We start from the raw sequence: 25,144 nt of genomic DNA, 5'->3' as shown, positions 1-25,144 counted from the left end.
CCCATGATAGGCCCGAAAACTGCTTATATTCTTCTCTGGTTCCCCTTGGCCTCGGAAACTTTCATTTTCCGGGAAGTCATGAATTTGTGGAATATGGGTTTGGATCTCAAAGTCTATACGCTCTATGGCGAACATACGAAGAACCTGTCCGCGGAAATGCAGTCTGTCAGCCACAAGATGGATCGTCTGGGCATCCCGTTCCTCAAGTATGCATTCAAAGACGTCGCATACTGGTGGAGACGAAACCGCCGGCTTACAGCGGAACTTCTGCGAACCGTCCCGTTTCGCAGATGGAACGGGTTCGAAAAAGGTGGGGAGAATCTCTGGTCTTTTCTCTGCGGATTCACTCTGGCCCGCAAATTTGAAGTAGAAGGAGTCCGCCATATTCATGCACCCTGGGCCAACGGTCCTGCCACAGCGGCATGGATTTCATCGCGGCTCACCGGCATTCCTTTCAGTTTCACGGCACGAGCCTGGGACATTTATCCGCCGGATGGTGCGCTGAAAGAGAAGATCCGAGACGCTACTTTTCTCAGGAGCGAAACCCGGGCAAATATCAAATACCTGACAGAGTTTGCAGGCTCCGGTTCTGAGAAAATGTATCTCACGTACAACGGGGTTCCACTCAAGTCCGAACGCGAAGCCCCGGTAACAATGAACCAGCCGTACCAACTGCTAGCCCTTGGCAGATTCGTGGGGAAAAAAGGCTATGATTTCCTGCTTCAGGCTTGCAGCATTCTGAAGGGTGGAGGAATCCGTTTTCATCTGACACTTGCTGGAGCAGGGCCTCGAGGAATGCAGCTCAAGCGGCTTTCCAACAAGCTCGGCCTGGACGGATGCGTGTCGTTTCCCGGATTCCTGCCCTATGACAAGGTCTCCGATCTCTTTTACTCCACTGATATCTTCATCATGCCCAGCGTGATCCACAAATCCGGGGATCGCGACGGAATCCCAACCGTGCTGATGGAATCGCTCATGCACAGAGTGCCCGTGATTGCCACCGACGTTTCAGGGATAGCCGAGCTGGTGGAGGATCGCGTCACAGGTTTGCTTATACCTGAAAAGAATGCTCAAGCCATTGCAGATGCCGTACTCAGGATGACCGAAGACAGATCTGCAGCAACCCGCATGGCCGAGCAGGGCCGAACGCGAGTTCTGGAGCAGTTCAATCCCGAAATCAACCACAAGAAGGTTCTTGAACTGTATCAGCGGCTCATTCCCGACTAGGTATTATCCGAGCAACGACGTGACAGATACTCCAACGTATTTCGTCTCCTGTCCTAAGCATCCACGAATTGGGCTCTAATTCAAGAATTTGGTTTTACAGCTTCAATGATGGCAGAAGCGATGTAGTCTTCTACATTGCGCTCCGGAGCCCAGTCACGTATGAGTTCACGATTCTCGTCTTTGGGTTGAATCCTTATACTCTCAAAACCGGATTCACGGAGCATCGTTTCAAGTTCATCTGCAGAAACGGCTCCGCCAATGCAACTGGAGTACAGGGACAAGTCGTTCCGGACGGCTTCGGGCAAGGGTGCAGTAGCAATCACGTCCGAAATGGCCAATCGCCCTCCCGGTTTCAGGACTCGAAAGGCTTCTTGGAACACTCTTTGTTTGTCCGGTGAGAGGTTTATGACGCAGTTTGATATGATGACATCCACGCTTGAGTCTGCAATAGGTAGATTCTCGATTTCTCCGAGACGGAACTCGATCTTCGAGTGCTCTGCTCCCCGCGCAAGTTCTCTTGCTTTGGCAAGCATTTCCGGAGTCATGTCAACCCCAATTACGCGTCCGGTTTTCCCAACCTGTCTGGCTGCCAAGAAACTATCAAATCCTGCGCCGCTACCAAGATCCAAAACTGTCTCTCCTGGCCGCAAGGCGGCTATAGCTTGCGGATTGCCGCATCCAAGCCCCAAATCGGACCCCTCTGGCGCAATTTCCAGATCCTGCAGCGAATATCCCACTCGGAGTGCTGACAAACCGTCCGGCGCCGCTACCGGGCCTCCACAACAGCTTGGCGGCCCGCACCCGCATGATGTCCTATGATTAGCTATTTCTCCGTATCTTCTCCGCACGGCTTCTCTGATTTCACTCGGCTCTTTGTCTTTCATTCGGTGCCCCCTTCAAATGATCGATCTCGGTCACAACCTCGCTGCAACCGGGCAGGCTGCGTCGCAAGAGTGCGTAGTTTTCTTTGGTCTCACCGGCTTGGGTCCAGCCTTCCAGTCGAAGCCATGCTGGTCAAGAATTGTCCTTACCCTGCGGTAAACAGCCGCGACAATCTGAGGGCATCTCATGGGCATATTTTGCGGATCATCCCCGATGATTTCGCTGCAATGAATTCCGCCGTATCTCTTTTCTTGCTCAGCCGAGAACCAGTCCATCAACTCTGAGATCATCACTCTCAGTCTCGGGTCCTCTTCTTCATCCAGTGCACCCCTACCGGCGTAGAGACCGAGAAGACAAGCGCCACCCGTGAATGCTCCACAGATATCACCGGACGAACCGATTCCACCGGCGAGGGCAGACGCAAGTCGAACGGCGTCGGGATTGACCTTTGCCTGAGCCTCCAGGCCCATGGAGACAAGTATGTCGCTGCAATGGAATCCTTGTCGGGCAAGTTCCATCATACGACCAAAGTCCTCTGACACTGCATTTGTTGAAAGCATGGGGAATCATCCTCCTTTTTCATGTGATAAGGACAAACCACTCTCGCGCTCTGACAGACTGTTCAGAGGGACGAAGATGTCCACGAGACCAGGCTAGTCAGAACCTGCTCCATCAATGTTGATGACTCTTCAGGAGTCGAGCGACCTGGCGGCTTAGGCTTCAGTCAGACTCTTCGCACGCACAGCAACGGATCTGACCTGCAGCCGAATCGTTCGATTCTTGAGCTGTCAATAAATCCACCAAGGTGTTCAGCGCCTCTGCATCGATCCAGCATTCGATGTTTTTGCCTCGCCTTTCTGCACTGATGAGTCCGGCTGTACGGAGTTCCTTTATGTGGTGAGAAAGCGTTGACGGGGCAATGCCCAGGTCTTCACCCAGTTGACCTACCACACGTCGTGATTCCGGCCCTGCCACCCACTTGGTACCCGGAGGACAACAGGAGATGAGTCGGAGAAAAATGGCGAGTCGATGAGAATTGCCCAGCGCCTTGAACATGTCGGCGAATCGCTCCAAATTTATGGTTCTATTGTTCGACATATTTCGAAGTATAAAACCTTGGTGTTCGGGTGTCAAGAAAAAATCCATAACAGAATATGCAATCAGTTATTCGTGGAAAAATCCCCCGCCTCCATCGGCGCTAACTTTGCGGTAATTCACAATGCGTTTACAAAAAGGGGGACCACATTTGATATATGAACGTCTACGCCGCCATCTACCAGTTTTTCACATCCCGCATTCCTCAAAAATTATTCACTAAATTCGCATCATTATTGAATGTCGAGTTGGTTTGTTGACAAACATCTTGACAATGTACTCACGAGTTCACTAAAAATAGACTCATGACTAGCCGGTCAGTCACTCGAAAATCGTTGACTGACCATTGTGTTTTTTTGGGAGCGCATCCCGTCAGGAGACATGTATGGAAGACCTCGAAAAGCGTATCAATACGGTTATTGCCAAAACCAAAGTCCACAAGGACACCTTCGCTATTCCTGCGCTCATCAAGATTCTCAACTCGGAACTCCAAAAAAATCCAGACGAAGACACCACTCGGGAAGAACTGGTCTTGCTGTTCGTGGAAAAAGCAACGGAAGCACTCGCAGCTTCGCCGATTTACTCGGATGCGCTCGTGCGGGAATTGTACCGGAGCGTGCTGGACACTGCGGTCTCCTCGGGAATTCAAAAAGCTGCGATCCTGGAAGACTTGCTTTTCCAAACACTCCGTAAACCAAGCGATCCTGACAAATCCAAACGAAAAAAACAGAAGGATGCCAGGCAGAGAATCTTCCATGCGGCTCTTGAAGAATTCTCCGAAAAGGGGTTCCACGCGACAACCATCGATTCCATTGCTGAACGTGCAGGAATAGCCAAAGGCACGGTGTACCGTTATTTCAGCACTAAAGAAGGACTCTTCAATGCTCTCAAGGAATCGACTATTTCCGAATTCGTCGAGCTTGCCAGGAAAGACCTGAGCACAGAAGAAGACATCCTGAAAATCATCGAAAGCGTCATCAGAATGTATCTCAGCTTTTTCGAGAGCAATTCCGCTTTCTTCAAGGTCATCATTCAGGAACACAAAGAATTCGGCAGAGAATTTTCCGAGAAGTTCATCAGCGAGCTGATTCTCGGGTTACCCGGCCTGAAGAGGCGTTGCTGGAAGGCATCCCGTTCGGGCCGACTCAAACAGATGAATTATTTCACCGTGTTTTACGGAATTATCGGATTCCTCAACGGCGTCATCCAAAAATGGCTGCACGAAGGTGCCGAGGGATCCCTGATCCACGAAATAGAAACCGTTAAAGAAGTGCTCTTTTACGGATTCGTGGTTCAGAAAGAATCTGAAAAAATCAGTTCATTGAAGGTGGTCTCATGAAATTGCTTTCTGCATTGAAGGTACCGGTTCTGTTCGTCAATCCTCCGGCAAATAACACCTCTACTCTGGTCGAGGAAGTGACGCGTGCAGGAGGGCTGGGATTTTTCGATTATGCAACAGCCGGTCCGGTTGCTGCCGCCATGCCGCCTGGCGTTCCGTATGGTGTAAGGATCGGTCTTGACGATCTTGGGACAGTTCAGCAGCCTGTTGCAGCAATAATCAGCCTTGAAGATGCAGAGCGCATGGTTGAGCTTGCGCCTGATTTCTTTGCGCAGTTTGCCTTTCCCGTCCTGGCTGAAGTTGCAGATGCTCCACAGGCAAAAGCGGCTGAGAAAGCCGGCGCCACTGCGCTTATTGCAAAAGGCCACGAAGGTTCCGGCTGGGTGAGTGAGACCGCTGGATTTGTACTTTTGCAGGAGATCCTCGGAAATTGCGCTTTGCCGGTTTTCCTGCAGGGTGGAATCGATTTCAGAACCGCAGCAGGCGCGATTGCGGCCGGTGCATTGGGAATTGTTCTGGACGTGCATCTCTCGCTCATGCCTGAATCCGGTTTGGATACCTCTATCAAAGAACTCCTGAGCGCTTTGAATATGCCGGCCACCACACTCCTCGCGGAAAGCACAAGCACACCGTTGAGAGTCTACTCACGGGTGGCGACAAAGATCACCCGAGAATTAAAGAAATTTGAGGACACACTACATCCCGAGGATTTCGATGCGTATCGTGAAAAGCTTCGCACTGCATTGCGAGCGCCGATAAAGTCTCTGGATACGGGAGATGTACTGTTTCCGCTTTCAGACGACATTGTCTTCGCAAAAAGGCTTGCCAGGAAGTTCGGAAAAACTCGAGACATCATCGCCGAATTCGGACGCCGTTGCACCTTGTCAGCATCGTCATGGCCTTTCACCAAGGATTCCCGTGTATGCACGGATCACGATACCGGTTTCCCCCTCGTGCAGGGACCCATGGCGCACGTGAGCGACAATCCTGATTTCCTTGCTGCAGTGGCCGAACAGGGAGCCTTGCCTTTTCTGGCAATGGGAAATATGCCGCCACCTATTGCGAGGGAAGGAATCTCTCTGGCGAGAGAAAAAACCAAAGGCAAATTCGGCGTAGGCTTGATCGGTCTGGAGATAAACCGAAGGAATTATGAACCGCATCTGGAGATCATGGCCGAGAATCCTCCACCCTACGCAATCCTCGCTGCAGGGAGCGTCGATCTTGCCAAGCGCATTGAAGCAATCGGAACCCGCTGCTATCTGCATTGCCCCTCTCCTGCAATTCTGTCGGAAGGCTTAAAAGCGGGATTGAGGCGTTTCGTGTTTGAAGGCTGCGAATCTGGCGGCCACATAGGAACGTTCGACAGCCTGAGCCTCTGGAGCGCCAATCTAAACGAGCTGGAAGCCGCAGCTACAGCAGGTATTCTCTTGAGCGAAGTGACTGTTCTCCTGGCTGGGGGAATCGGTTCGGGAAGGGCTTCGGCTTTTGTCGCCGGAATGGTCGCGGATCTCGTGGAAAAGGGCCTCAACGTTGGGCTTCAGATGGGGACCGCATATTTGACGACAAAAGAAGCCGTCTCCACATGCGCGATTACACAAACTTACCAGGATTTGATTTTCAAGAGTCAGAAGACCGCCGTGGTCGGTCGCACAGTAAACATCAGGGCAAGAGCAGCCAACTCGCCCATGGCCGCACAGATGTTGTTCCGGGAACATGAACGCATCAGGAATGGTGTGGGACTGACCGAACGAAAGGAACAATACGAAAAGGATAATCTCGGAGCGCTTCGCCTTGCATCCAAAGGCTGCGCAATCGACCCGGAAACCGCTACCTGGGATTGTCCTGTTTTCTGCGATTTGACGCCGGAAGAGCAGCTTGACCGCGGTTTGTACCTCATGGGACAAGTCGTTTCCGTCCTCGATCAAAAACAGACCATCGCAGAATTTCATGCCGAAATCGTCGAAAACGGCCGCAGAATTTTCGAGAAAGCGTCTCAAACCAAAAAACAGCTTGATGCGCCTGAAGAAGAGGTCTTAGTGCAGAATATTGAAGTGACGGTAGAACGAGAACCCATTGCAGTAGTCGGCATCGGTCTCAGATTCCCGGGTGCAGCCAACCCTGACTCCTTCTGGGAAAACATAAAAACCAAGAGAAACGGCATTGTGGATGTTCCGAGCGATCGGTGGGGAGATCCGAATCTCTATTACGATCCGGACCCTAAAGCTCCGGACAAGACTTATTCCCGGATTGGCGGGTTTGTTACGGATTTTCAATTCGATCCATTGAAGTACCGCATTCCTCCTGCAGTGGCTGCTCTCATGGATCGGACTCAGCAGTTGGCCGTTGCCTGCACGGGAGATGCTCTTACCGATGCACGGCTGACCCCCGAACAGCTCAAAGGTCGGCGCGTGGGAATAGTCCTTGGCAATAGCATGGGAGGCCAGAAAACAGATCTTTATGCCGAACGGGTGTCATTCCCGCGAGCACTGGCATGCCTTGAAGAATCGTTCGATCGCTTAGGCCTCGATCCCAATGCCAAGCAGCAATTGATGGAAGATTTCAAATCCAAGTACCTTGGCGCGCTTCCGCCCATTACAGAAGACTCGCTTCCCGGTGAGCTTGCCAACGTTATTTCCGGGCGGGTCGCAAACGTTTTTAATCTCGAAGGCCCCAACTTCACCGTGGACGCAGCGTGTGCGTCTTCTATGGCAGCGATGATGAACGCGGTTTCAGCTTTACGGGATGAATCTGTGGATCTCGCAATAGCTGGTGGAGTGGATGCGGCCATGCACCCGTCTTCTTTCGTGAAATTCTCCAAAGTCGGCGCTCTTTCACCGGACGGCAGCAGGCCCTTCGACGTGGGGGCAAACGGATTCGTCATGGGCGAGGGCGCGGGGATCATGGTCCTGAAACGGCTCTCGGACGCAGTGCGAGACAGGGATCGCATTTACGGAGTCATCCTTTCCGTAGGGTCATCATCCGACGGCAGAGGCAAAGGAATTACTGCACCCAATGCAGCCGGACAAGAGCGTGCGCTTAAAGCATGCCTCGAATCGGGCGGAATCGATCCCCGGAGCATAAGTCTTATCGAAGCACACGGAACCTCAACGCCGGTGGGAGACGCCACGGAATTGAAGGTTCTGGATGCTTTCTTCAGATCGTCAGGTCAGCCACTGGCTTCCTTGGGTGTGGGTTCGGTAAAATCCCAGATCGGGCATCTGAAAGCCGCGGCAGGTTCCGCCGGTGTAATCAAGGCAATCCTGAGCGTTTATCACAAAACGCTTCCTCCAACGGCCAACGTCCGAAATCCCAATCCGTGCATAGACTGGGATTCTTCACCGCTGTTCCTGGTTAACGAGCCGAAGCCGTGGGAACCGGAAAATGGATATCCGAGACGGGCGGGAGTCAGTGCTTTCGGGTTTGGGGGGACAAACTTTCATGTGGTCGTGCAGGAACATGTCCCCGAACTCCGGGTTGTTTCCGGAAGAAAGTCGGTCGCCGCACCAGTGACTCCTCCACTGCCGAACTGGCCTAAGCCCCCTCAGATGGAAGTACAGGGGAACGCATGGGTGATTGGTGGCGACAATCCTGCCGACATGACGGAGGAGATCTCGGCTCTGTTGAAACAGTTGACCCGGGAAAACAGTCTTGACGTGCTCACTAATCTCAGGGCGAAAGCTGCTGCAAACAAAATTCGGTGCGGATTCGCAGCTCACAATTTCGATACGGCAATCCAGAAATTGGAGTTGATCAGAGAGGGAATAACTGACCCTGCCAAGAGATCGTTCTTTCCGGCGCGAGGCATTCACTATGCAGAAGCCGGAAATGCCAGATCGAAGAGTGGTATTGCTTTCATCTTCCCCGGCCAGGGGTCGCAGTATCCGTACATGATGCGCGATCTTGCCGAGCGTTTTCCCATAGTTGCGGCGACATTCAGCGAAGCTGACAGGATATTGACTTCCTTCGGTTTGCCGGGGGTCACGGAAACCGTTTTTCCCTCACTCCAAAGTGGATCGCCTCAGGAGTTGGGGGATGCCATGAAGGACACTCAGCTCCTTCAGCCGATGATCTTGACAGCGAACACGGCAATATTCCGGCTTCTCGGCGAAATGGGGATTCATCCTGCAGCCGTTGCCGGACACTCTCTCGGTGAGTATGCCGCGTGTGTTGCTGCCGGTGTTTTCTCGTTTGAAGATGCGTTGCAGGCGGTTGCAGTCAGAGGTCGCGAAATGGCACGTGTCAGTATCGCAGACCCGGGACTCATGATGAGCATTCCCGCTGACGCGAGATTGGTGGAAGAAGTGCTGGCCGAAGTCGACGGATACGTTGTGGCTGCAAACAAGAATTCGCCCAAGCAAACAGTGATTTCCGGCGAAACGGCCGCTGTCAAGAAAGCAGGAGAGCTTTTCAAAGCTCGTGGTCTGGAAGGAATCCTCGTCCCGGTTTCCGCGGCATTTCATTCCGGAGTTGTCGCTCCCGCACGAGAGCCGTTCATGAAAACTCTGGAACGATTAACTGTCAATCCGCCCAATATTCCCGTTTTGTCCAATGTTACCGGAGACTATTACCCCGTAGGACCCGCAGCGCCGACAAAGATCTTGGATCTTCTTGGCAAACAGTTCGCAGCCCCGGTCGAATGGGTGAAATCGCTACGAAAGCTCTACAGCGAAGGAATCCGGATATTCCTTGAATGCGGACCCAAACGGGTCATGACCAACCTGACGCTGGATACCTTATCCGCGGACGTCCTCGCTCTCCCCACCAATCATCCCAAAAAGGGCGGGATCGGTCAGTTGATGGAAACTCTTGCAGCATTGGCCGCAGAGGGCATTCCGGTGGATTTCGATGCAGGCGAAAAACCGAAACAGCAAAAGTCAGCTCGACCGGTTAAAGCCGAATTGAGAGTGGTCGATGCTCCCCAGGTGTCTCCAAGCCCAGCCCCGGTTGTACAATCTGCTCCTGAGCTTCTGACGGATCTCCTTGACGCGGAAATCCGGGAAATCGCAACGAAGAAGGAGTTCCGTAGGTACCTGGAAATTCAGGGCGAACCTATTCGGGCTCTCATCAAAACCGGTTTCAAATCGTTCGTGGAAAACGTGCTCCCTATGGAGAGGACAGTCAAGACCGTCCAATCCGAAGGAATGAATTTCGCTCCTGCTGTGGTGAGTGGAATAGCCGCGGGTCTGCCGAGTGACGTGCGATTCCCCTTCGACAGAGAAACCCTCGACGATCTGATTCTGGGAAGAAACTTCATTAAAAAAGTAACGGATCACAATCGTAGGCTCATGCTGGAGAAGAATGTCGAACGCCTTGTTAAAGGCCCATTGGGAGAAGCGGAACTGCAGGTTGTGGACGATTTGTCCGGCGTGATTCAGTTGGCGGGATTCTTCAGCGAAAATGATGCCATTGACGAATACGGTTTGGACGAACGTCTTGTCAGAGCTATGGACGTGACCACCAGACTTGCCGTAGCAGCCGGGATAGAGGCGCTCAGGGATGCAGGCATTCCTCTCATGCGACAGGTGAGAATCACAAGCACCGGAGCGGAGTTGCCGGACTCCTGGGCTTTACCGCCGGATTTGCGTGCGGAAACGGGAATCATCTTCGCTTCGGCCTTTCCGGGCATGGCCTCCCTTGTGGATGAAGTGACCAGGGAAACGGCTGCCAGATTCGGATCGGGAGCCAAGAACCGTCTTATTGACTTCTATACGGGCCTGATTCAGCGTGTTGCGGACGACAGCGAGCGCGAGCGTATCACCCGCTGGTTTGCCGATGAGTTCGCTCAGATGAGTCCTGCCGATTCCCGGGAGCATCTGTACACGTTCAACAGGGATTTCCTCCTCCGTGTCATGAGCATGGCTCAAGGCCAATTGGCTCAGTTGATAAAAGCCCAGGGACCGAATACTCACGTGGATGCCGCGTGTGCAGGAACTACTCAGGCTGTAGTGCTTGCAAGGGACTGGATCAGAACCGGTCAGGCAAAACGGGTCATCATCATTGCTGCAGACGATGTTGCGGGCAAATCCTTGTTCCCGTGGATCGGCAGCGGTTTTCTCGCCATGGGAGCAGCAACGACCAATGGAAACATAAGTGAAGCCGCCCTGCCCTTTGACGATCGCAGAAACGGTTTGATACTCGGGTCTGCTGCAGTGGGAATCGTGCTGGAAAATGGAGACATGGTCAAGAAACGCGGCATGGAGCCAATAGCTTCCGTCGAAGCTGCTGTGACGGCAAACAGTGGTTTCCACGGTACTCGCCTGGATGTCGAGCACATTTCCACGGTCATGGAAAAGATGATTGCCAAATGGGAGGAACAAACCGGGATTTCACGAGAAAACCTTGCGTCCGACATGTTTTTCATGTCTCACGAAACGTATTCCCCCAAACGAGGCGGCAGTTCTGCAGCGGAAATCAAAGCTCTGAGGAATACTTTCGGCGATCTGGCCAGGAAAATCCCAATAACCAATACAAAGGGATTCACAGGACATACCATGGGTGTGGGTGTCGAAGACGTGGTGGCGCTCAGATGTCTTCAGAAAGGGCTTTTGCCACCGATCCCCAATCTGAGACATCCGGACCCGGATTTTGCGGATATGACCTTGAGCAGGGGCGGATCGTGTAATGCAACGTACGCCTTGCGGCTGGCAGCCGGATTCGGTTCGCAAATCGTCATGGCGCTATACAAATCTCTATGTCGCGATGAGAACCGCATTTCGGACCTCAATTCACACCGAGACTGGTTGAAAGAGATGACCGGATACGCTGACCCGGTTATATCGGTCGAAAGCAGAACACTCAAAGTGACGGAGCGATCGGTTGAGAAAATAGCTGCTATTCCGAGTGTGGAACCTGCACGGGCTGTTGCCGCATCGGAACCCTCTTCAAAGCCTGCGGAAACGTCTCTGCCGTCTGAAGCGATACGTTCCCGTATTCTCTCACTCCTTTCGGAAAAGACAGGATATCCCGCGGAAATGCTCGATACCGCTCTCGATCTTGAAGCGGATCTCGGGATCGATACGGTAAAGCAGGCGGAGTTCATCTCTGAAGTGAGAGAAGCATTTGATATCCCTCGAATTGACGGTCTCAAGATAGCGGAATTCCCGACAATCGAGCATATCATCAACTTTGTGCACGAGCACACGATGAAGGACGGAGAAGAACCGGTTCAGGAGACCACATCTGTAGATACCAACTCAATACGAGAGAAAGTATTGTCGTTGCTCTCCGCGAAGACCGGTTATCCCGCGGACATGTTGGATACCGAGCTGGATTTGGAAGCCGATCTGGGGATCGATACGGTAAAGCAGGCGGAGTTCATTTCCGAAGTGCGGGACGCATTCAATATTCCTCGTATTGAAGGATTGAAGATAGCTGATTTTCCCACAATAAATCACATTATCGGATTTGTAGCGGAGAAGTCTCAGTCCGCCCTCCCACAGGTGCTATCGAAGCCTTTGGATGACAGCTCAGAAGACGTTCTTTCATCCGGGGGAGAAATCCATATGTTCGAGACCCGCCTTGTTGCCCTGGGCAATGTCCGGACGAGAACAGCTCCTCTGGCGGATGAAGTGATCGTTGTCGGAGGACCGGAAGATTTCTCGACGAGAATCGTTGAAGCTATGAAATCCCAGGGATACGGCGCAATCACCAGATGGACCGATGTGACTTCCCTGGAGCAATTTTCGGGAAAGAAGATCGGAATTATCGATCTTCAAGCGCTGAGACCGAATGACGCTTCCATGAGAGATAGCTTCGCTTTATTTCTCGCAAGCGCTACGGCTTTTGAAAACGGCCCCGCATTTTTCATATCGGTGGTATCAGAGGACGGAGCATACGGCTTCAATCAGCCTTCCGACCTGGGGTATGTCGCGGGAGCAGTTGCTGGAGCGGCCAAGTCTTTTGCCAAAGAGTACCCTGATTCTCTCGTCAGAGTTCTGGATGTGCATCCGGAACTCCCGCCAGAAAAGGTCTCCGAGCAGGTCGTACGCAGCATCACGCACGATTTCCCTGTCGAAATCGGGATTGACGATAAGGGAAGCGTATATGCAATCCGCTGTGTCCCTGCCGAAGCAGTGTCTGGAGATTCCGGAATTAGATCGGGCGATGTGATCCTGGTAAGCGGCGGAGCAAAAGGGATAACCGCTGAATGCCTCCGGGTTTTGGCTGAGGGAAATGCATCTACCGTAGTGATACTCGGGCGCACGGAACTCTCCGGGAGAAGCGGCCAACTGGCGGAATTCAGCCCGGATCGTTGGCAGGAGGAGAAGAGCAAGATCGTGGAGAGACTGAAACGCACTCAGACCGCGGTAACTCCGGTCATGGTGGAACGCGAACTGTCTCGATTGCAGGGAGAGGCGGAGGTATTCCGCACGATCTCAAGTCTGAAAAAAGCCGGCGCAGAAGTGATCTACCGCGCGCTGGATATCCGAGATGCCGAAGCTGTTGACGCGGCAATCCAGAATGTTGCCGACACCTGCGGTCGGGTGGACGTCGTGATCCATGCAGCGGGAATAGACAATAGCCGGGCGCTCCGCAGCAAGACTCTGGAGCAGATCGAGACAGTCGTAGCGGTCAAGATTCAGGGAATGAAGAATATTTTGGAATCGTTGAACCGTCATGAAATGCCGCCCCGACGAATCGTGGGGTTTGGCAGTGTTTCCGGAAGATTCGGAAACCTCGCACAGCTCGATTATTCAGCAGGAAATAACGGACTGGCGCATCTACTCAGGAAAGCGGATCGGGATCTGGATGCAAAAGTATCCATCATTGATTGGGCACCCTGGTCGGAAATCGGCATGGCGACGAGAGGGAGCGTCCAGAAAACCCTGGAAGCTGCCGGAATCGATTTTATTCCTCCTCGGAGAGGTGTGGAACTCCTCATTCAGGAACTCGGCAGAAGCTCTGGCTCTTGTGAGGTGGTTGCTGCAGGAAGATTCGGACCGTTTGCGCCTGACGCATTCGGACAGCAGGATGAGGCTTCACTCGAAGAACGGACCTTTGCCGGTCAACAAGGCACAGTGGTTCATTCCGTACCGGGTGAATACTTGAAGGCCACGGTCCAATTGCACCCCGCACATCCGCTCCTGGATCACCACAGGATCAACAGGGCTGCAGTTGTGCCCGGGGTCGGCGGCATGGAAATAATGCGGACAGCAGCCGGTCTTGGCAATGACATCCCCGTGCTCATGGAAAACGTAAAGTTTCACAGTCCGATAAAGGTTTTCAAACAGGACCCATTCGAAGCTGAAGTGGAAGCACGCAAGATTGAGGATTCCGAGACGGGTTCAAATAGTTTCCACACCAGAATCAGTTCGTGGTTCATAGATCCACGAGGCAGAAAGATCGGTGCAGAAAGACTGCATCATGAAAGTACGATCCGCCTCGCACCGGATCGAAAGCCGTCCGCGGTAAAGTCGGAATTCTGGCCGGAGTCCATTTGGGTTCCGAGGGAGGTCATTTATGAGTCCTTTTTCCATGGGCCTGCGTTTATGCTCCTTGAATACGTTCAGATCGAATCGCAGGGTGGAGGAATACGATTCCGGTACAGGGACACGCCCGAGGTAGATTCCATGTTCACGGACCGGGTTCCTGCAGCGATGGAAGCCGTGTTTCAGGGCGGTGCGGCATTCGGCCAGGAAACTCGCGGAATAATGGCGCTCCCCATCGGAATAGCTGAAGTAACCTTCTTCCATGCCGGAGCCATGCCGAAAGACGGAGAGCTTCACTGTGTGAAAGTTTCTCAGGACGGACCGGAAGGACGAACGGTCTTCACATTCAATGGGTTCGTTCGGGACACAGAAGGCAGGGTCATGATTGAATTCACCGGCGTGCAGATGATGGAAGCGGAAGCCAGGGAAAGTTTTCCCGCTCACGTGTTCGAGTGCATGGAGTCTGTGAAGGAAATCGCCGCAAAAGTAGACGATACAGATTCTCTGGCCGACAAATTCCTGCAGCCTGAAGAAGCTGAAGAATTGGGCCGGAAAGCAACACCGAAACGGGCAGCAGAATGGCTGGCGGGAAGAATCGCCATGAAACGTGTCGTTCGGAAGATTGCAGGACTCTCATCCCAGGCTTTTCCGGACGAACGAGAAATCCGAATTGCTCAGGATGCTCAGGGCAAACCGTTTGCTCAAATCGACACCATGCCCGATGACAGGATTTGCGATCTGTCGCTGTCCCATTCCAATGGACTCGCTATGGCTGCCGCGGTTTTGCCGAACGTGTTCGGAGGAATCGGAATAGATGTCGAGAAAATAGAAGAACGCACCGACTCCTGGGTGGAGGATTACTTCACGGAAGAGGAAATCAGATCTGCAGGCAACTCCGATTCTCGCTGGCTGGATCTGACGAAAATGTGGTCGCTGAAAGAAGCTACCCTGAAAGCTATGGGAACAGGCCTCAGATTCGACCTTCGCGATATAGCCGTCACTCGAATGGACGAATACGGGTCAGCGACTTTGGAATTCCGCAACGAAGCTTTGAGCTGCTTTGAAACCGGTTTTGGGGGGGAAGTCATCGCCAAAGTGGAAGAGCAAGGAAATCTCGTGGTAGCTAGGGTGCTGATTCGTTGATGGTGCTGAGAAAATCAGGGGAGATTCCTGTAAACTCGTGTCTCGCGGGGCTCCCCGAACCCCACATCAAGTCCTTGAGTAAGGACGTGATGAGCGCAGCGAATCGCATCGGTTGAAGAAAGATCACTAATACTATTTCGCAATTATGCATATGAAATAGCGAAGGCTGGGGTGTTCTGAGCGGAGTGATTAGACGGCTTTGCGTCGTCCGGAGCGAAGGATACTCCAGCCTCCCGTATGAAAAGAAAAGCGAATCTGTATAACGATGCGGTCCCGATGGTCATTGCATCCTACAGACTCGAAGTATGGCAAATGCCACAATTAATGTCCGATCGGTTATTATAGTCATTGCCAAAAGAGATGACCGAAACTCAGTGCAGATGTTAGTCGAAAAATCCCTCTTGCCCCCCCTTAATAAGGGGGAGTTAAGATGTTGCCTTTTACCCCCCTTTCGTAAAGGGGGGTTGGGGGGATTTGAATCGGACAAAACTTTTGGCAGACACTATAAGAACATTGGCGGGTGTCGGCCTCCGGGTCGGTACATCTTCTGCGGTGATTAGAGCATATATTCTCTGCATATTTTGCGGAGAATGATCTGGACTTTGCGACGAATAGTGCTTATAATCTCCGCAAGAGGTGCGGCTATTATTATGAGATATATCCACGAGCGGGCTGAGTGGCCTAAATTTCAATGGAATAAAGAGGCGTTAGCCGATCAATTGGCTGCTGTCCGGCATCGGCAAGGGCGACTAATCGGACGAATGGAAAGCCTTGGCTTTTCTTTGCGGGACGAAGCCATCCTTCAAACCCTTACCTGGGATGTACTCACATCCAGCGAAATTGAAGGTGAAATTCTCGATCCGGTTCAGGTGCGTTCCTCAATTGCGCGGCGTTTGGGTTTGGATGCCGCCGGTCTGGTGCCGGTGGATCGGGATATCGAGGGCGTTGTCGAGATGATGCTCGATGCGATTCAGAAATTCGATGAACCTTTGACCGACGAACGCCTGTTCGGCTGGCATGCTTCGCTGTTTCCAACAGGGCGGAGTGGCATGATGCGCATCCGAGTCGGGGCATGGCGGGATGACAGCGCCGGACCTATGCAAGTTGTTACCGGTCCTATTGGCAGGGAAAAAGTTCACTATCAGGCTCCCGATGCTGGACGTCTCGACCGTGAAATGAAACGCTTTCTTGCATGGTTCAACGCCGAGCAAAAGATCGATCCGGTTCTGAAATCAGGTATTGCGCATTTGTGGTTTGTGTCGATCCACCCATTTGACGACGGGAACGGCCGCATCGCGCGGGCCATTGCAGATATGGTTTTGGCGCAATCCGAGGGGAGTTCGCAGCGCTTCTATAGCATGTCAGCGCAGATCCGGCAGGAACGAAACGTCTATTATAAGGAACTGGAAGCAGTACAGAAAGGAGATCTTAATATCACGGAATGGTTGCGCTGGTATCTGGACTGTCTGGATCGTGCTATCGAAAGAGCCGAGGAGATCCTGGCCGACGTCCTCAAAAAAGCGCGCTTCTGGGAGCGCCATTCTAACGTGACGTTCAATCAGCGGCAGAAAGATATTCTCATGCGCCTGTTAGAAGGCTTCAAAGGCAAGCTGAACACCTCGAAATATGCCAACATTGAGAAATGTTCTCAGGATACGGCTTTGCGTGACATCACAGAGCTTCTTGAGTTGGGCATTCTGCAAAAAGATACCGGTGGAGGCCGGAGCACGAGTTATTCGCTAGTAGATCTCTGAATGTAGAAGTTGGGGGGCACGCCGGAAAAGCCGATCTAGGCAGCGTAGATGCGGTGACCAACTCGAAAGATGCGGTTCGCTTCGCTCACCAGCATCCTGCATACTGAATCCGGACGACACTTTTCAGCGGAATTCGCATTCCAATTCTGCGACTACTCGTCGAGCATGTTCGCGTACGTTTTTGCTCCGATCCCGAATCAGAGGTCTTACGGCCTCCAATGCAGGCCTGTACCGAAGGAAACCCATTACAAATACGCCTGTACTTCGCACCGATTCGTCCGGATCACTCAGCACTCTCATGACTTTCTGAGCCGCTTGCTCGCTCCCAATGTAACTCAAGGCCATGGCTGCAGTCTTTCGTATCCGCGGATCCTTGTGATCGAGCAATGCACAAAGTCTTGAAAAGATCTCCTCTCGAGTCTGTTCGGATGATGACTTGTGCTTGGCAATAGCTGCCACTGCACTTGCCGCCGGACGCCAGATCAAAACGTCCGGATGATCGAATCTCTCAATGAGAGAATCTAATGCCCGAGGATCGCCTTTGCACCCCAGACCGTACATGGCTCTCCTGGCCGATTCAGGGTCTTCGAGTTCCGCAAGGAGTTCCTCAAAGGAACGGCTGGCCAACTCACGGTCCTGCGCCAAAGATTCTTCAGGCGTTACGTCCGATCCCCATCTCAGTTTGTCGGATGGTACGAGTGCGCAATTGGTCAGTTGCCGATCCATTATGAACTCTTTGACCCGCTCAGTAACCAAAAGGAATTTGGGATATCCATTGATTGTGAAGAAATCTGAGCCGTCCCAGTTGGTTTCGTCAACGATGATCCCATTGCGATAAGAGGTGTAGCCACTGTGCACGACACCGGAACTATCTTCATATTGATAAGGAGCTATCCCGGATTCAGGCGCGGCATCTCCTCCCTTGCCTCTGATCAACAGTTCCCATAGCTGGGGAATGGGCGCTTCTTCTCTATGCTTCTTCTTGAGACCCTTGACTTTTTCAATTATAACCGGACGAGTTTCATAACCCGTAAAATTCGCTTCCTTGAAAAGCGCCAATGTCTTATCCGGAACAATGCACTCGCTGTACCATGTCCATACGAAATCACCTATCTTGGATGTTGGAAGCACAATGGCCAGATCTTTTTTCGGGTACCCATGTGGCGAATACATGCGACCGGTAGCGAATCCGGCTGCAATCGCGGGCCATTCTGCTCTGCCAAAGGTTCTCTCCCATGCCGATCGCCCATAAATTTGATGGGGCTTATCCGGACCCGGGGACCTTAGATGATAGAATTGTTTATTCATTTAATTCCATACCTTCTTTTCATATCTTCCAATTTCGCGACAGCGTAAGAGGATGAGCAGACCTATTTGAGATATCAACTTGTTATCCAAATTTCTTGAAAACATTATCAAATCTTACTGCTAGCGAATCACTACTATGACTGGCTTTTCTTGCTGAATCCTTCGCTAATCAACTGCTCCAATCTTGAGTTCAAGGGTCGATTGTCGAAACGTGCGTGCCGACGAATAGCATCTCTATATTCAATAAAATGTGATTCGAAATCATCGAGTACTGCATGCGTGGGCTCCTTACCGGTCCAGCATCTGCCCAGTCCCATTTTCTCGACAAAATGAGCGTTCAGGAATTGTTCGTAAGCCATCCCAACCGGAATACATAGTAACGGCTTGCCGAAATAGAGCGATTCACTGATCAGCGCATGCCCTCCGGTCGCAATGATGTAGCGGCACGATGCAATATCTTCCAGAAATCCGTGCACCGAATGTGGCTTGAACACGATATTCTTTGCAGCATTACGAGGCTCCATTCCGTAGATGTGGAAGATGCTTTTCTTTTCGGATAAGAGCGGTAAGAGGTTATTGAAGGTGTTGCTCCTCACGTACACCACAACATGCTCGCCTTCTGTCGCACTGTGCTCGAAAACGGCTTTTCTCAGTATGGGTGGGAACAACTCCACAGTGTCCGGATTTTTCGGAGGCGGCATAAAGAAAGAGATAATGAAGTAACGTGTTGCATTGCTGTACAGGTAACGCACCGCGGAACAGGTAAAAAACCGGTTCAGAAGCTGCTCTCTCGGAACTTCATAGCTGCAATGGGTCAGCACGTGCTGATGATCGAGGCTGACACACCGGCGTCCTAGATTTTTCGCTGCCAACGGAGTGAAGTATTCGTAATCCGTGATAATGAGGTCCGGGTCAAGCTCGCGGATTATTGATGCAACCCTCCGAACGACAGGGGAACTTCTTGCAAACACTTGCAGCGCGTTCTTGGCTGTCCCTACGAGGTCGACTTGAGTGCCTCGGTACAAGGTTCCGGCCATGGGCACGTCTTCCACTCTATACCCGAGTTTTGTCACCGTGTGGACCGATCCTCCTCCGAGAAACAGGAATTCATGGTCCGGCAGAGACTGAGCGACTGCAAGCGACCGGCTCACGTGTCCCTGAGCATCACCCATGACGCCATACAAAATACGACCCATTCGGGGAACAGCCTTTCATGATTTGGGGAATTGACTGTATCAGAAACGCATGACGGTCATCAAGAAAATGGGGAACTCACAAGAGGGGCAAAAGGGAGGAAAATGTCCCGCTTATGGCGCTCGGCTGTCTCTGATTTCGGAAATTTCCGGCGCACCTTCCCTATATGCGGGTCTAGCCGGTTCCCCTGCGGGATAATCTTTCTTGCGGAGACGAACAATTGTTGGCTCCTCTGCGGAATCTCTCACATGATCGATGTCGCTCTTGGATCTCACTTCAGCCGACTTGCTTTCTTCCGGAATCCAATTCCTCACGTGGCTGAGAAATGCGAAAGACGGAAGCGGCAAAAGAAACGTCACGCCAAAATAGAATGCGTATCCCAGCGCATCTGTCGCAAATCCGCTGAATGTGCCTGCGGCGATTCCCGTTACCCGAAAGATCGCAGAAAGCAATGCATACTGAGTTGCAGAAAACTCCCTGTTGCAGATGCTCATGAGGAAAGCCAGAAAAGCGGCAGTTCCGAGACCGCTGCAAAAAGATTCGGCAAGTGAGGCAAAATAGACCCCGATGTGGCCCGTCACCGGGTACGCGGCAACAAATGCATACGCAAAATGACTGAAGCACTGGGCCAATCCGAAGATCCACAATCCTCGATAGATCCCATGCCTGTTCATCAGCATGCCGCCCGCAAGTCCCCCTGAGATGGCTGCAAATACTCCAAGGGTTCCGGTGATGAGCCCGATTTCTTCCGTTGTAAGTCCGCGATCCAACCAGAATGGCCGGACGATCGGCCCCATGGCCAGATCTCCCAGTTTGTAGAAAAGGATAAAGAGAATCACCGGAACTACGCCGGCTCGGGCAAACAAGTCCTTAAAGGGGGCCTTGAGCGATGCGGCAGAAAACGGAGAACGTCTTACGTCCACATGCGGGAGCCCGAGTGAAATCAGACCGGAAATACAGAGTATTGCTGCAGTGGCCATGAAAGCGGTCGTCCATCCCAGCCAGCCCCCCAGGGCAACAAAGAGTCCGCCTGAAACGATCAATGCCACACGATATGCCGCTTGCCTGAAGCCGTTAGCCACACCCATCTCGCGAGTGTCCAGCAGCTCGATAGAGTATGCATCTATCGCAATGTCCTGGGTTGCGGACATGATCGCCAGGGATGCAATGATCGCCCAGAGCATGATATTGGGAGACTCAGGGTCGAGAGCGACAAGCGTGCACATCAAACCGGCAAGTATGAGCTGCGAACCGGCAATCCATCTGCGGCGGCTTCCCAGAAAGTCCACAGCGGGGGCCCAAAGAAATTTCAGAGCGTAGGGCAGACTTACCAGACTCAGCATTCCCATTGATGCAAGAGACATTCCGTGCAGGCGGAGATACACAGGTAGAGTTTGTTCGATGATTCCAAACGGGAAGCCCTCGGCAAAGTACAAAAACGAAATGAGGACGAGCTTTTTGTCGAGGTTCACGATGTCTCCTGCCGGACCTTTGGGATCGAAGCAGTATGTTGAGGGCGAATAATACAATAATTTCAGAAAAATGGAAGCATTTTTTACAAGTTGTCAGATTATTTGTATTCTGGAATTTGGTTAACACACCAGGATAATACAACAACGTTGGACACACGAGCACATCCAAAAATCTCTTCATCCCTTATTGCGTTATCTTGGCAAGGTATACAATATTCACATAAACTCCAAGTCAGGAGCCCGCCCCAGAGACGGTTGCCAAGTAACCAAAGTTAATATGTAGCTCTCCATTCAGTAAGAATTGAGATTTTTCGCGTATCGAGCTATGAGTACATCATTCGGGGTACGCGTTTTCAGAAAAAAAAGATGCGCAGAGAACTCTGAATGATTTTCGATGTCGAAACAATGAAGTACGTATCGTTTTTCATGCGATTATCAGATTCAGAAAAAAGGAGGTAATTCATGCCATATCGGGCGCTCGTTATCGGCCTATTTGTTTTCTTGCTCCTTTTTTCCGGTCTTCCGGCCAACGCTGCAGAAACAAAGAAGGCAGCAGCGTCTCGGCCTGGGGCGTCCGTTCTTCCTCAAACCAAATCCGGTGACTTGTATGCTCTCGTAGTGGGAATTTCAAAGTACAAGGACCCCCGGGTTCCCAGACTCGACCTGTCAGACAAAGACGCGAAAGAATTTGGTGATTTTCTTACTACTCAGCAAGGAATATTCAGAAATACGAACGTGACATTTCTCATGAATGAGAAAGCCACTAAATCCGAAGTAGAAAAATATCTCTATTACGCGCTTCCCAAGGCATCGAAGGACGATACGGTAATCCTTTTTTTCAGCGGTCATGGCGGGTTCGACCCACTTCGCCCGAATGATTTCCTCTTCTTGCCTCACGATGCAGAACCCGATTATCTGGGCACCACTTCCGTTAAAATGAGCGGCCTGGATTTTCTCAAAGGCTTGAATGCGGAGCGGGTGCTCATCATTGCCGACGCGTGTTATGCGGGGGGCTTCTCTCAGATGAAGGCAAAGGCCTTGAGCCCTTCCCTCGAATTATTTCTGCAGGAAGCAAAGAGTTCATCCGGTAGAGCGATTATTACTTCCGCAAGAAGCGGCGAGCTTTCCTGGGAATCGCCCGATTTCAAGAACAGCATTTTCACCCACAGTTTTCTCGAAGGGTTGAAGGGCAAAGCAGATAAGGACCACGACGGACTCGTTACCCTCAATGAAGCGTACGAGTACGCTTATTCCGTAACCAAAAAGAAGACCGAAGGTCGCCAACACCCACAATTTGAAGGCAAAGTGGTTGGAGCTTTCCCTTTGTCCTTTGTTGGACCGCGAGTTCCTGTTGCGGAATTGAAAAAACGTTTGTTCAAATCGGCCGAGACGGGAAACCTCGAAAAACTGCAGGATATGATGGGCCAGATAGCAGACGTGGATGTCCGGGACGAACGGAACGCAACCCCTTTGATCTCCGCTTCAGCTCATGGCCAGTCTGAGGCCGTAAAGTTATTGTTGGCGAAGGGTGCTGACGTCAATGCGGTTTTTCAGGAGGGAGCGACTGCGCTTTCCAGCGCATGCAAAGCCGGTCATGAGCACGTTGTGCCGCTTCTCCTGGAACACGGCGCAGATGTGAACCAGAAAAATAGTGAAGGTTACACTCCTCTTGCGTTTGCTGCAGAACGCGGGCACGCGAGAATAGCAGAACTGCTTCTGGAAAAAAATGCAAACGTGAGAGCCAGGACAAATGCAGGCGACACGGCACTCAGCCTTGCTGCAGGAGCCGGACGTTTGGATCTGGTAAAGCTCCTCGTGGATTGGGGTGCTGACATTAATTCCGCGGATTTGGAATCTGCGACTCCTTTGATCAAAGCCGCCCGGGCAGGACACCTGGATATAATCAAGTATCTCCTGGCAAAAGGAGCCGATGTACTCGTTTCCGGAAAAGGGGCACCCGAGCGCAGCCTTATCATGGCTGTCTTGAGCGGCAACCTTGAGGAAACCAATCGGGCCTTGTCCGGGATGATCGATGCAAATGCTCAGACTGAGTCAAAAGACTCTGCACTGATGTTTGCAGCAGGTTTGGGACATTCTGATACAGTGAGACTGCTCATCTCCAAGGGAGCCATCATCAATCTGCGTGGCAGCAACGGATATACGGCACTAATGCGAGCAGCGGAAAACGGACACGCGGATGTCGTGAAAGTCCTTCTGGATGCGGGGGCGTTTCCAAATGCTCAGGCGGCAAACGGCAACACCGCATTGATACTTACGGTGGCAAAGGGCCGTATAGAGGCAGTCAAGGCTCTCTGCGAAAAAAAATCGGATGTGAACGTAGCGGGCAGCGAAGGGAATACGCCACTTATTGTAGCCGCCAGAAACGGTCATCGTGAAGTGGTGAGATATTTGATGTCAGCGGGTTCGGATAAGAATGCGAAAAACAGGGATGGCGACACTGCTTTGATTGCCGCTGCCGATGGGGGTCATGTGGAAATCGTGAAATTCCTCTTGACCAAAGGCGTGGAGATCAATGGAGCAAACAACCGCCAAAAAACTGCGCTGATGAAAGCGGTACAGAACGGGCATAAAGCGGTTGCCAAAATGCTCCTTGCCGAAGGAGCCGATATAGCAGCAGAGGACTGGGAAGGGAAGAGTGCGCTGACAGTTGCCTCAGAAGCGGGAAGACAGGATATGGTGGATTTGCTTTTGACGAAATAATTCTTGGATTATGCCCTTATGCTCCGCTAATTTGCCGGTTCTGCGTTGGGGGCCACTCGGTTCAAGACTGAAACTTCCTGAAGGGACAGACCATGAGTAGCTGCGGGTTTGCGAAACTGTCTCAAAATTCTCGAATGCACAACAAATCGTGCCACGATTCGACATCTTCGTAGGGGTAGGTCTAGTGCCTACCCTTATTTGGGCGGACACGAGGCCCGCCCCTACAATCAGGCCAGCGAGACCATGAGAGCTTCGTGCCACGATCTGGGATAAATTTCGACTTTTGAGACACTTTCTTGCTCCCGTGGATACAATTGGGATTCTATTCGTACAACTTGTATTTTCTATAAAAGAACGGTTTCAAAACCTTCAGCCCCAAAACCGATGCTACGGGTTTGATCCAGGAGGCCAACCTGCTCGATGTGCCCAGGCAGCGGCGGCAGTGAGGGTGCACGAGCTTGCCGGTCTTGAATCCTTCCATAATCTTCTCCAGCTCGGGAGAAGCGAGGATCTCAGACAAGTTCTTGTCGTTCAGGTTTCCAATGCCTGTTTTGCCGTCGAAATCTACGCAGCACAACACCACGTCACCAGTATACAGAATTGCGAAATGATCTCGCATTCCAAAGCAGTAGCCGCGGTTTGCCTCGATAAGATTGTTTTCGGCAAACGCATTTCCCCAGTCGGTAAGGACGTACGTTTCAATGAATATTTTCGGAGCGATCTCTATCACATTCCAACCGTGAATGCGGATCTTTCCTATATGTTTCTTGACGTTATTTGCCGTCGCCTCCAGCCCTAGACGCTCGTAGATGCGTTCGGTCCACTCGAGCACCGTCCTCTGCAGGGTTGCAGAATCCGGCATGAAATTCGGCACTCCGAGTTGCTTTCGCATCTTTCCGGCAAATCGGGTGGTCATCATGCGGATCTTGAAAATAGGCGGTGAAGGGCGTGTCGAACATGCAGCGAGAAGGGAAAGAAGGTTGTCCCTGTACTTTTCGAAATCCATCCGCGTACCGCGGGTTGCATGAAAGCTTTCCCTGTCCGGTGTTTGGAGCGAAATATCGATCTGGTACAGATCGCGACCTGCAATCTCCCGGATAGTGTCTGATTTGAGTAATGCTCCATTCGTAGTGAGTCCTACGGGGACATTTCTGGACGCTGCATGATCGAGGACCCGGAAGAATTCGGGGTGAAGCAGAGGCTCACCCATGACGTGAAACGTCACTTTTTCTGCGAGATCCAGTTCGGAAATCCGGTCCAGTGCGGAGCATGCCAGGGAAAAAGGCATGAATCCTCTTTTGCGCGTCATCAATCCATCGGGGCAAAAAATACAGGAGAAGTTGCACCTGTTGGTTAGCTCGATGTGGATACGTTGAAATTTCTTCGGCAAGTACGAAGGTAACGTGTTCATATGAATACTCAATGTGATGACAATCCGGATGTGGAGGTTGCCTGAATCAGCAAATACAAATTACACCTTTCGCGTTCATGTTGAAGTGCAGCTTAATTGCGGGGCACGGATAAAGTCAAGCAAACATCCGATGGGATTGACGGGCAGTAATTCCAAAAGGCCACACAGAA

At 51.8% G+C, this 25,144-nt stretch carries 12 protein-coding genes; 5 read left to right on the top strand and 7 right to left on the bottom strand.

The window, feature by feature from the left end; translation table 11 throughout:
* The first annotated feature begins 3 nt into the window (after window positions 1-3).
* Window positions 4-1,227, top strand: coding sequence for a glycosyltransferase (locus DESTI_RS07570; RefSeq protein WP_014809375.1), 1,224 nt, complete (start codon window positions 4-6; stop codon window positions 1,225-1,227).
* Between the two features lie 80 nt (window positions 1,228-1,307).
* Here DESTI_RS07570 and DESTI_RS07565 read toward each other — a convergent pair whose 3' ends face one another.
* The 3 genes from DESTI_RS07565 to DESTI_RS07555 form a co-directional block, all read right to left on the bottom strand.
* Window positions 1,308-2,111, bottom strand: a complete 804-nt coding sequence (locus tag DESTI_RS07565; protein ID WP_014809374.1) for an arsenite methyltransferase — start codon at window positions 2,109-2,111, stop codon at window positions 1,308-1,310.
* Between the two features lie 30 nt (window positions 2,112-2,141).
* The gene (locus tag DESTI_RS07560) at window positions 2,142-2,669 is read right to left on the bottom strand and encodes a DVU_1555 family C-GCAxxG-C-C protein (RefSeq protein ID WP_014809373.1); all 528 of its coding nucleotides are present in this window, start codon (window positions 2,667-2,669) and stop codon (window positions 2,142-2,144) included.
* A 160-nt stretch (window positions 2,670-2,829) separates the two neighbouring features.
* A complete protein-coding gene (locus tag DESTI_RS07555; RefSeq protein WP_211213752.1) occupies window positions 2,830-3,165 on the bottom strand; it encodes an ArsR/SmtB family transcription factor in 336 nt (111 codons plus the stop codon).
* 424 nt (window positions 3,166-3,589) lie between these two features.
* On the opposite strand from DESTI_RS07555, the gene DESTI_RS28570 reads away from it, so the two are divergent.
* The 3 genes from DESTI_RS28570 (at window position 3,590) to DESTI_RS07540 (ending at window position 16,868) form a co-directional block, all read left to right on the top strand.
* Entirely contained in the window at window positions 3,590-4,543 is a 954-nt protein-coding gene (locus DESTI_RS28570; RefSeq protein ID WP_014809371.1) for a TetR/AcrR family transcriptional regulator, read from the top strand.
* Window positions 4,540-15,114 carry a type I polyketide synthase gene (locus DESTI_RS07545; protein WP_014809370.1) on the top strand — a complete coding sequence of 3,525 codons (10,575 nt, stop codon included), beginning with the start codon at window positions 4,540-4,542 and terminating at the stop codon, window positions 15,112-15,114. The genes DESTI_RS28570 and DESTI_RS07545 overlap by 4 nt, the downstream gene beginning before the upstream one ends.
* A 650-nt stretch (window positions 15,115-15,764) precedes the next feature.
* Entirely contained in the window at window positions 15,765-16,868 is a 1,104-nt protein-coding gene (locus DESTI_RS07540) for a Fic family protein (protein ID WP_041286886.1), read from the top strand.
* A gap of 123 nt (window positions 16,869-16,991) precedes the next feature.
* Here DESTI_RS07540 and DESTI_RS07535 read toward each other — a convergent pair whose 3' ends face one another.
* The 3 genes from DESTI_RS07535 to DESTI_RS07525 all read right to left on the bottom strand — a co-directional run bounded on the left by DESTI_RS07535 (window position 16,992) and on the right by DESTI_RS07525 (window position 20,842).
* Window positions 16,992-18,176 carry a HEAT repeat domain-containing protein gene (locus DESTI_RS07535; protein WP_014809367.1) on the bottom strand — a complete coding sequence of 395 codons (1,185 nt, stop codon included), beginning with the start codon at window positions 18,174-18,176 and terminating at the stop codon, window positions 16,992-16,994.
* Between the two features lie 134 nt (window positions 18,177-18,310).
* Window positions 18,311-19,372, bottom strand: coding sequence for a glycosyltransferase family protein (locus DESTI_RS07530; RefSeq protein WP_014809366.1), 1,062 nt, complete (start codon window positions 19,370-19,372; stop codon window positions 18,311-18,313).
* Window positions 19,373-19,483: 111 nt separating this feature from the next.
* Window positions 19,484-20,842 (bottom strand): MFS transporter, encoded by a 1,359-nt coding sequence (locus tag DESTI_RS07525; protein WP_014809365.1) that lies wholly within the window; start codon window positions 20,840-20,842, stop codon window positions 19,484-19,486.
* Window positions 20,843-21,304: 462 nt separating this feature from the next.
* Here DESTI_RS07525 and DESTI_RS07520 point away from each other — a divergent pair, with 462 nt between their 5' ends.
* Window positions 21,305-23,563 carry an ankyrin repeat domain-containing protein gene (locus tag DESTI_RS07520; protein ID WP_014809364.1) on the top strand — a complete coding sequence of 753 codons (2,259 nt, stop codon included), beginning with the start codon at window positions 21,305-21,307 and terminating at the stop codon, window positions 23,561-23,563.
* Window positions 23,564-23,885: 322 nt separating this feature from the next.
* On the opposite strand, the gene DESTI_RS07515 is transcribed toward DESTI_RS07520, so the two are convergent.
* Window positions 23,886-24,974 carry a radical SAM/SPASM domain-containing protein gene (locus DESTI_RS07515; RefSeq protein WP_014809363.1) on the bottom strand — a complete coding sequence of 363 codons (1,089 nt, stop codon included), beginning with the start codon at window positions 24,972-24,974 and terminating at the stop codon, window positions 23,886-23,888.
* Window positions 24,975-25,144 lie beyond the last annotated feature (170 nt).

This window comes from Desulfomonile tiedjei DSM 6799 (assembly GCF_000266945.1).
Classification (GTDB): Bacteria; Desulfobacterota; Desulfomonilia; order Desulfomonilales; family Desulfomonilaceae; genus Desulfomonile; species Desulfomonile tiedjei.
The sequence above is the reverse complement of the archived record's forward strand: the minus strand, read 5'-3'. Positions and strand labels throughout refer to the sequence as shown.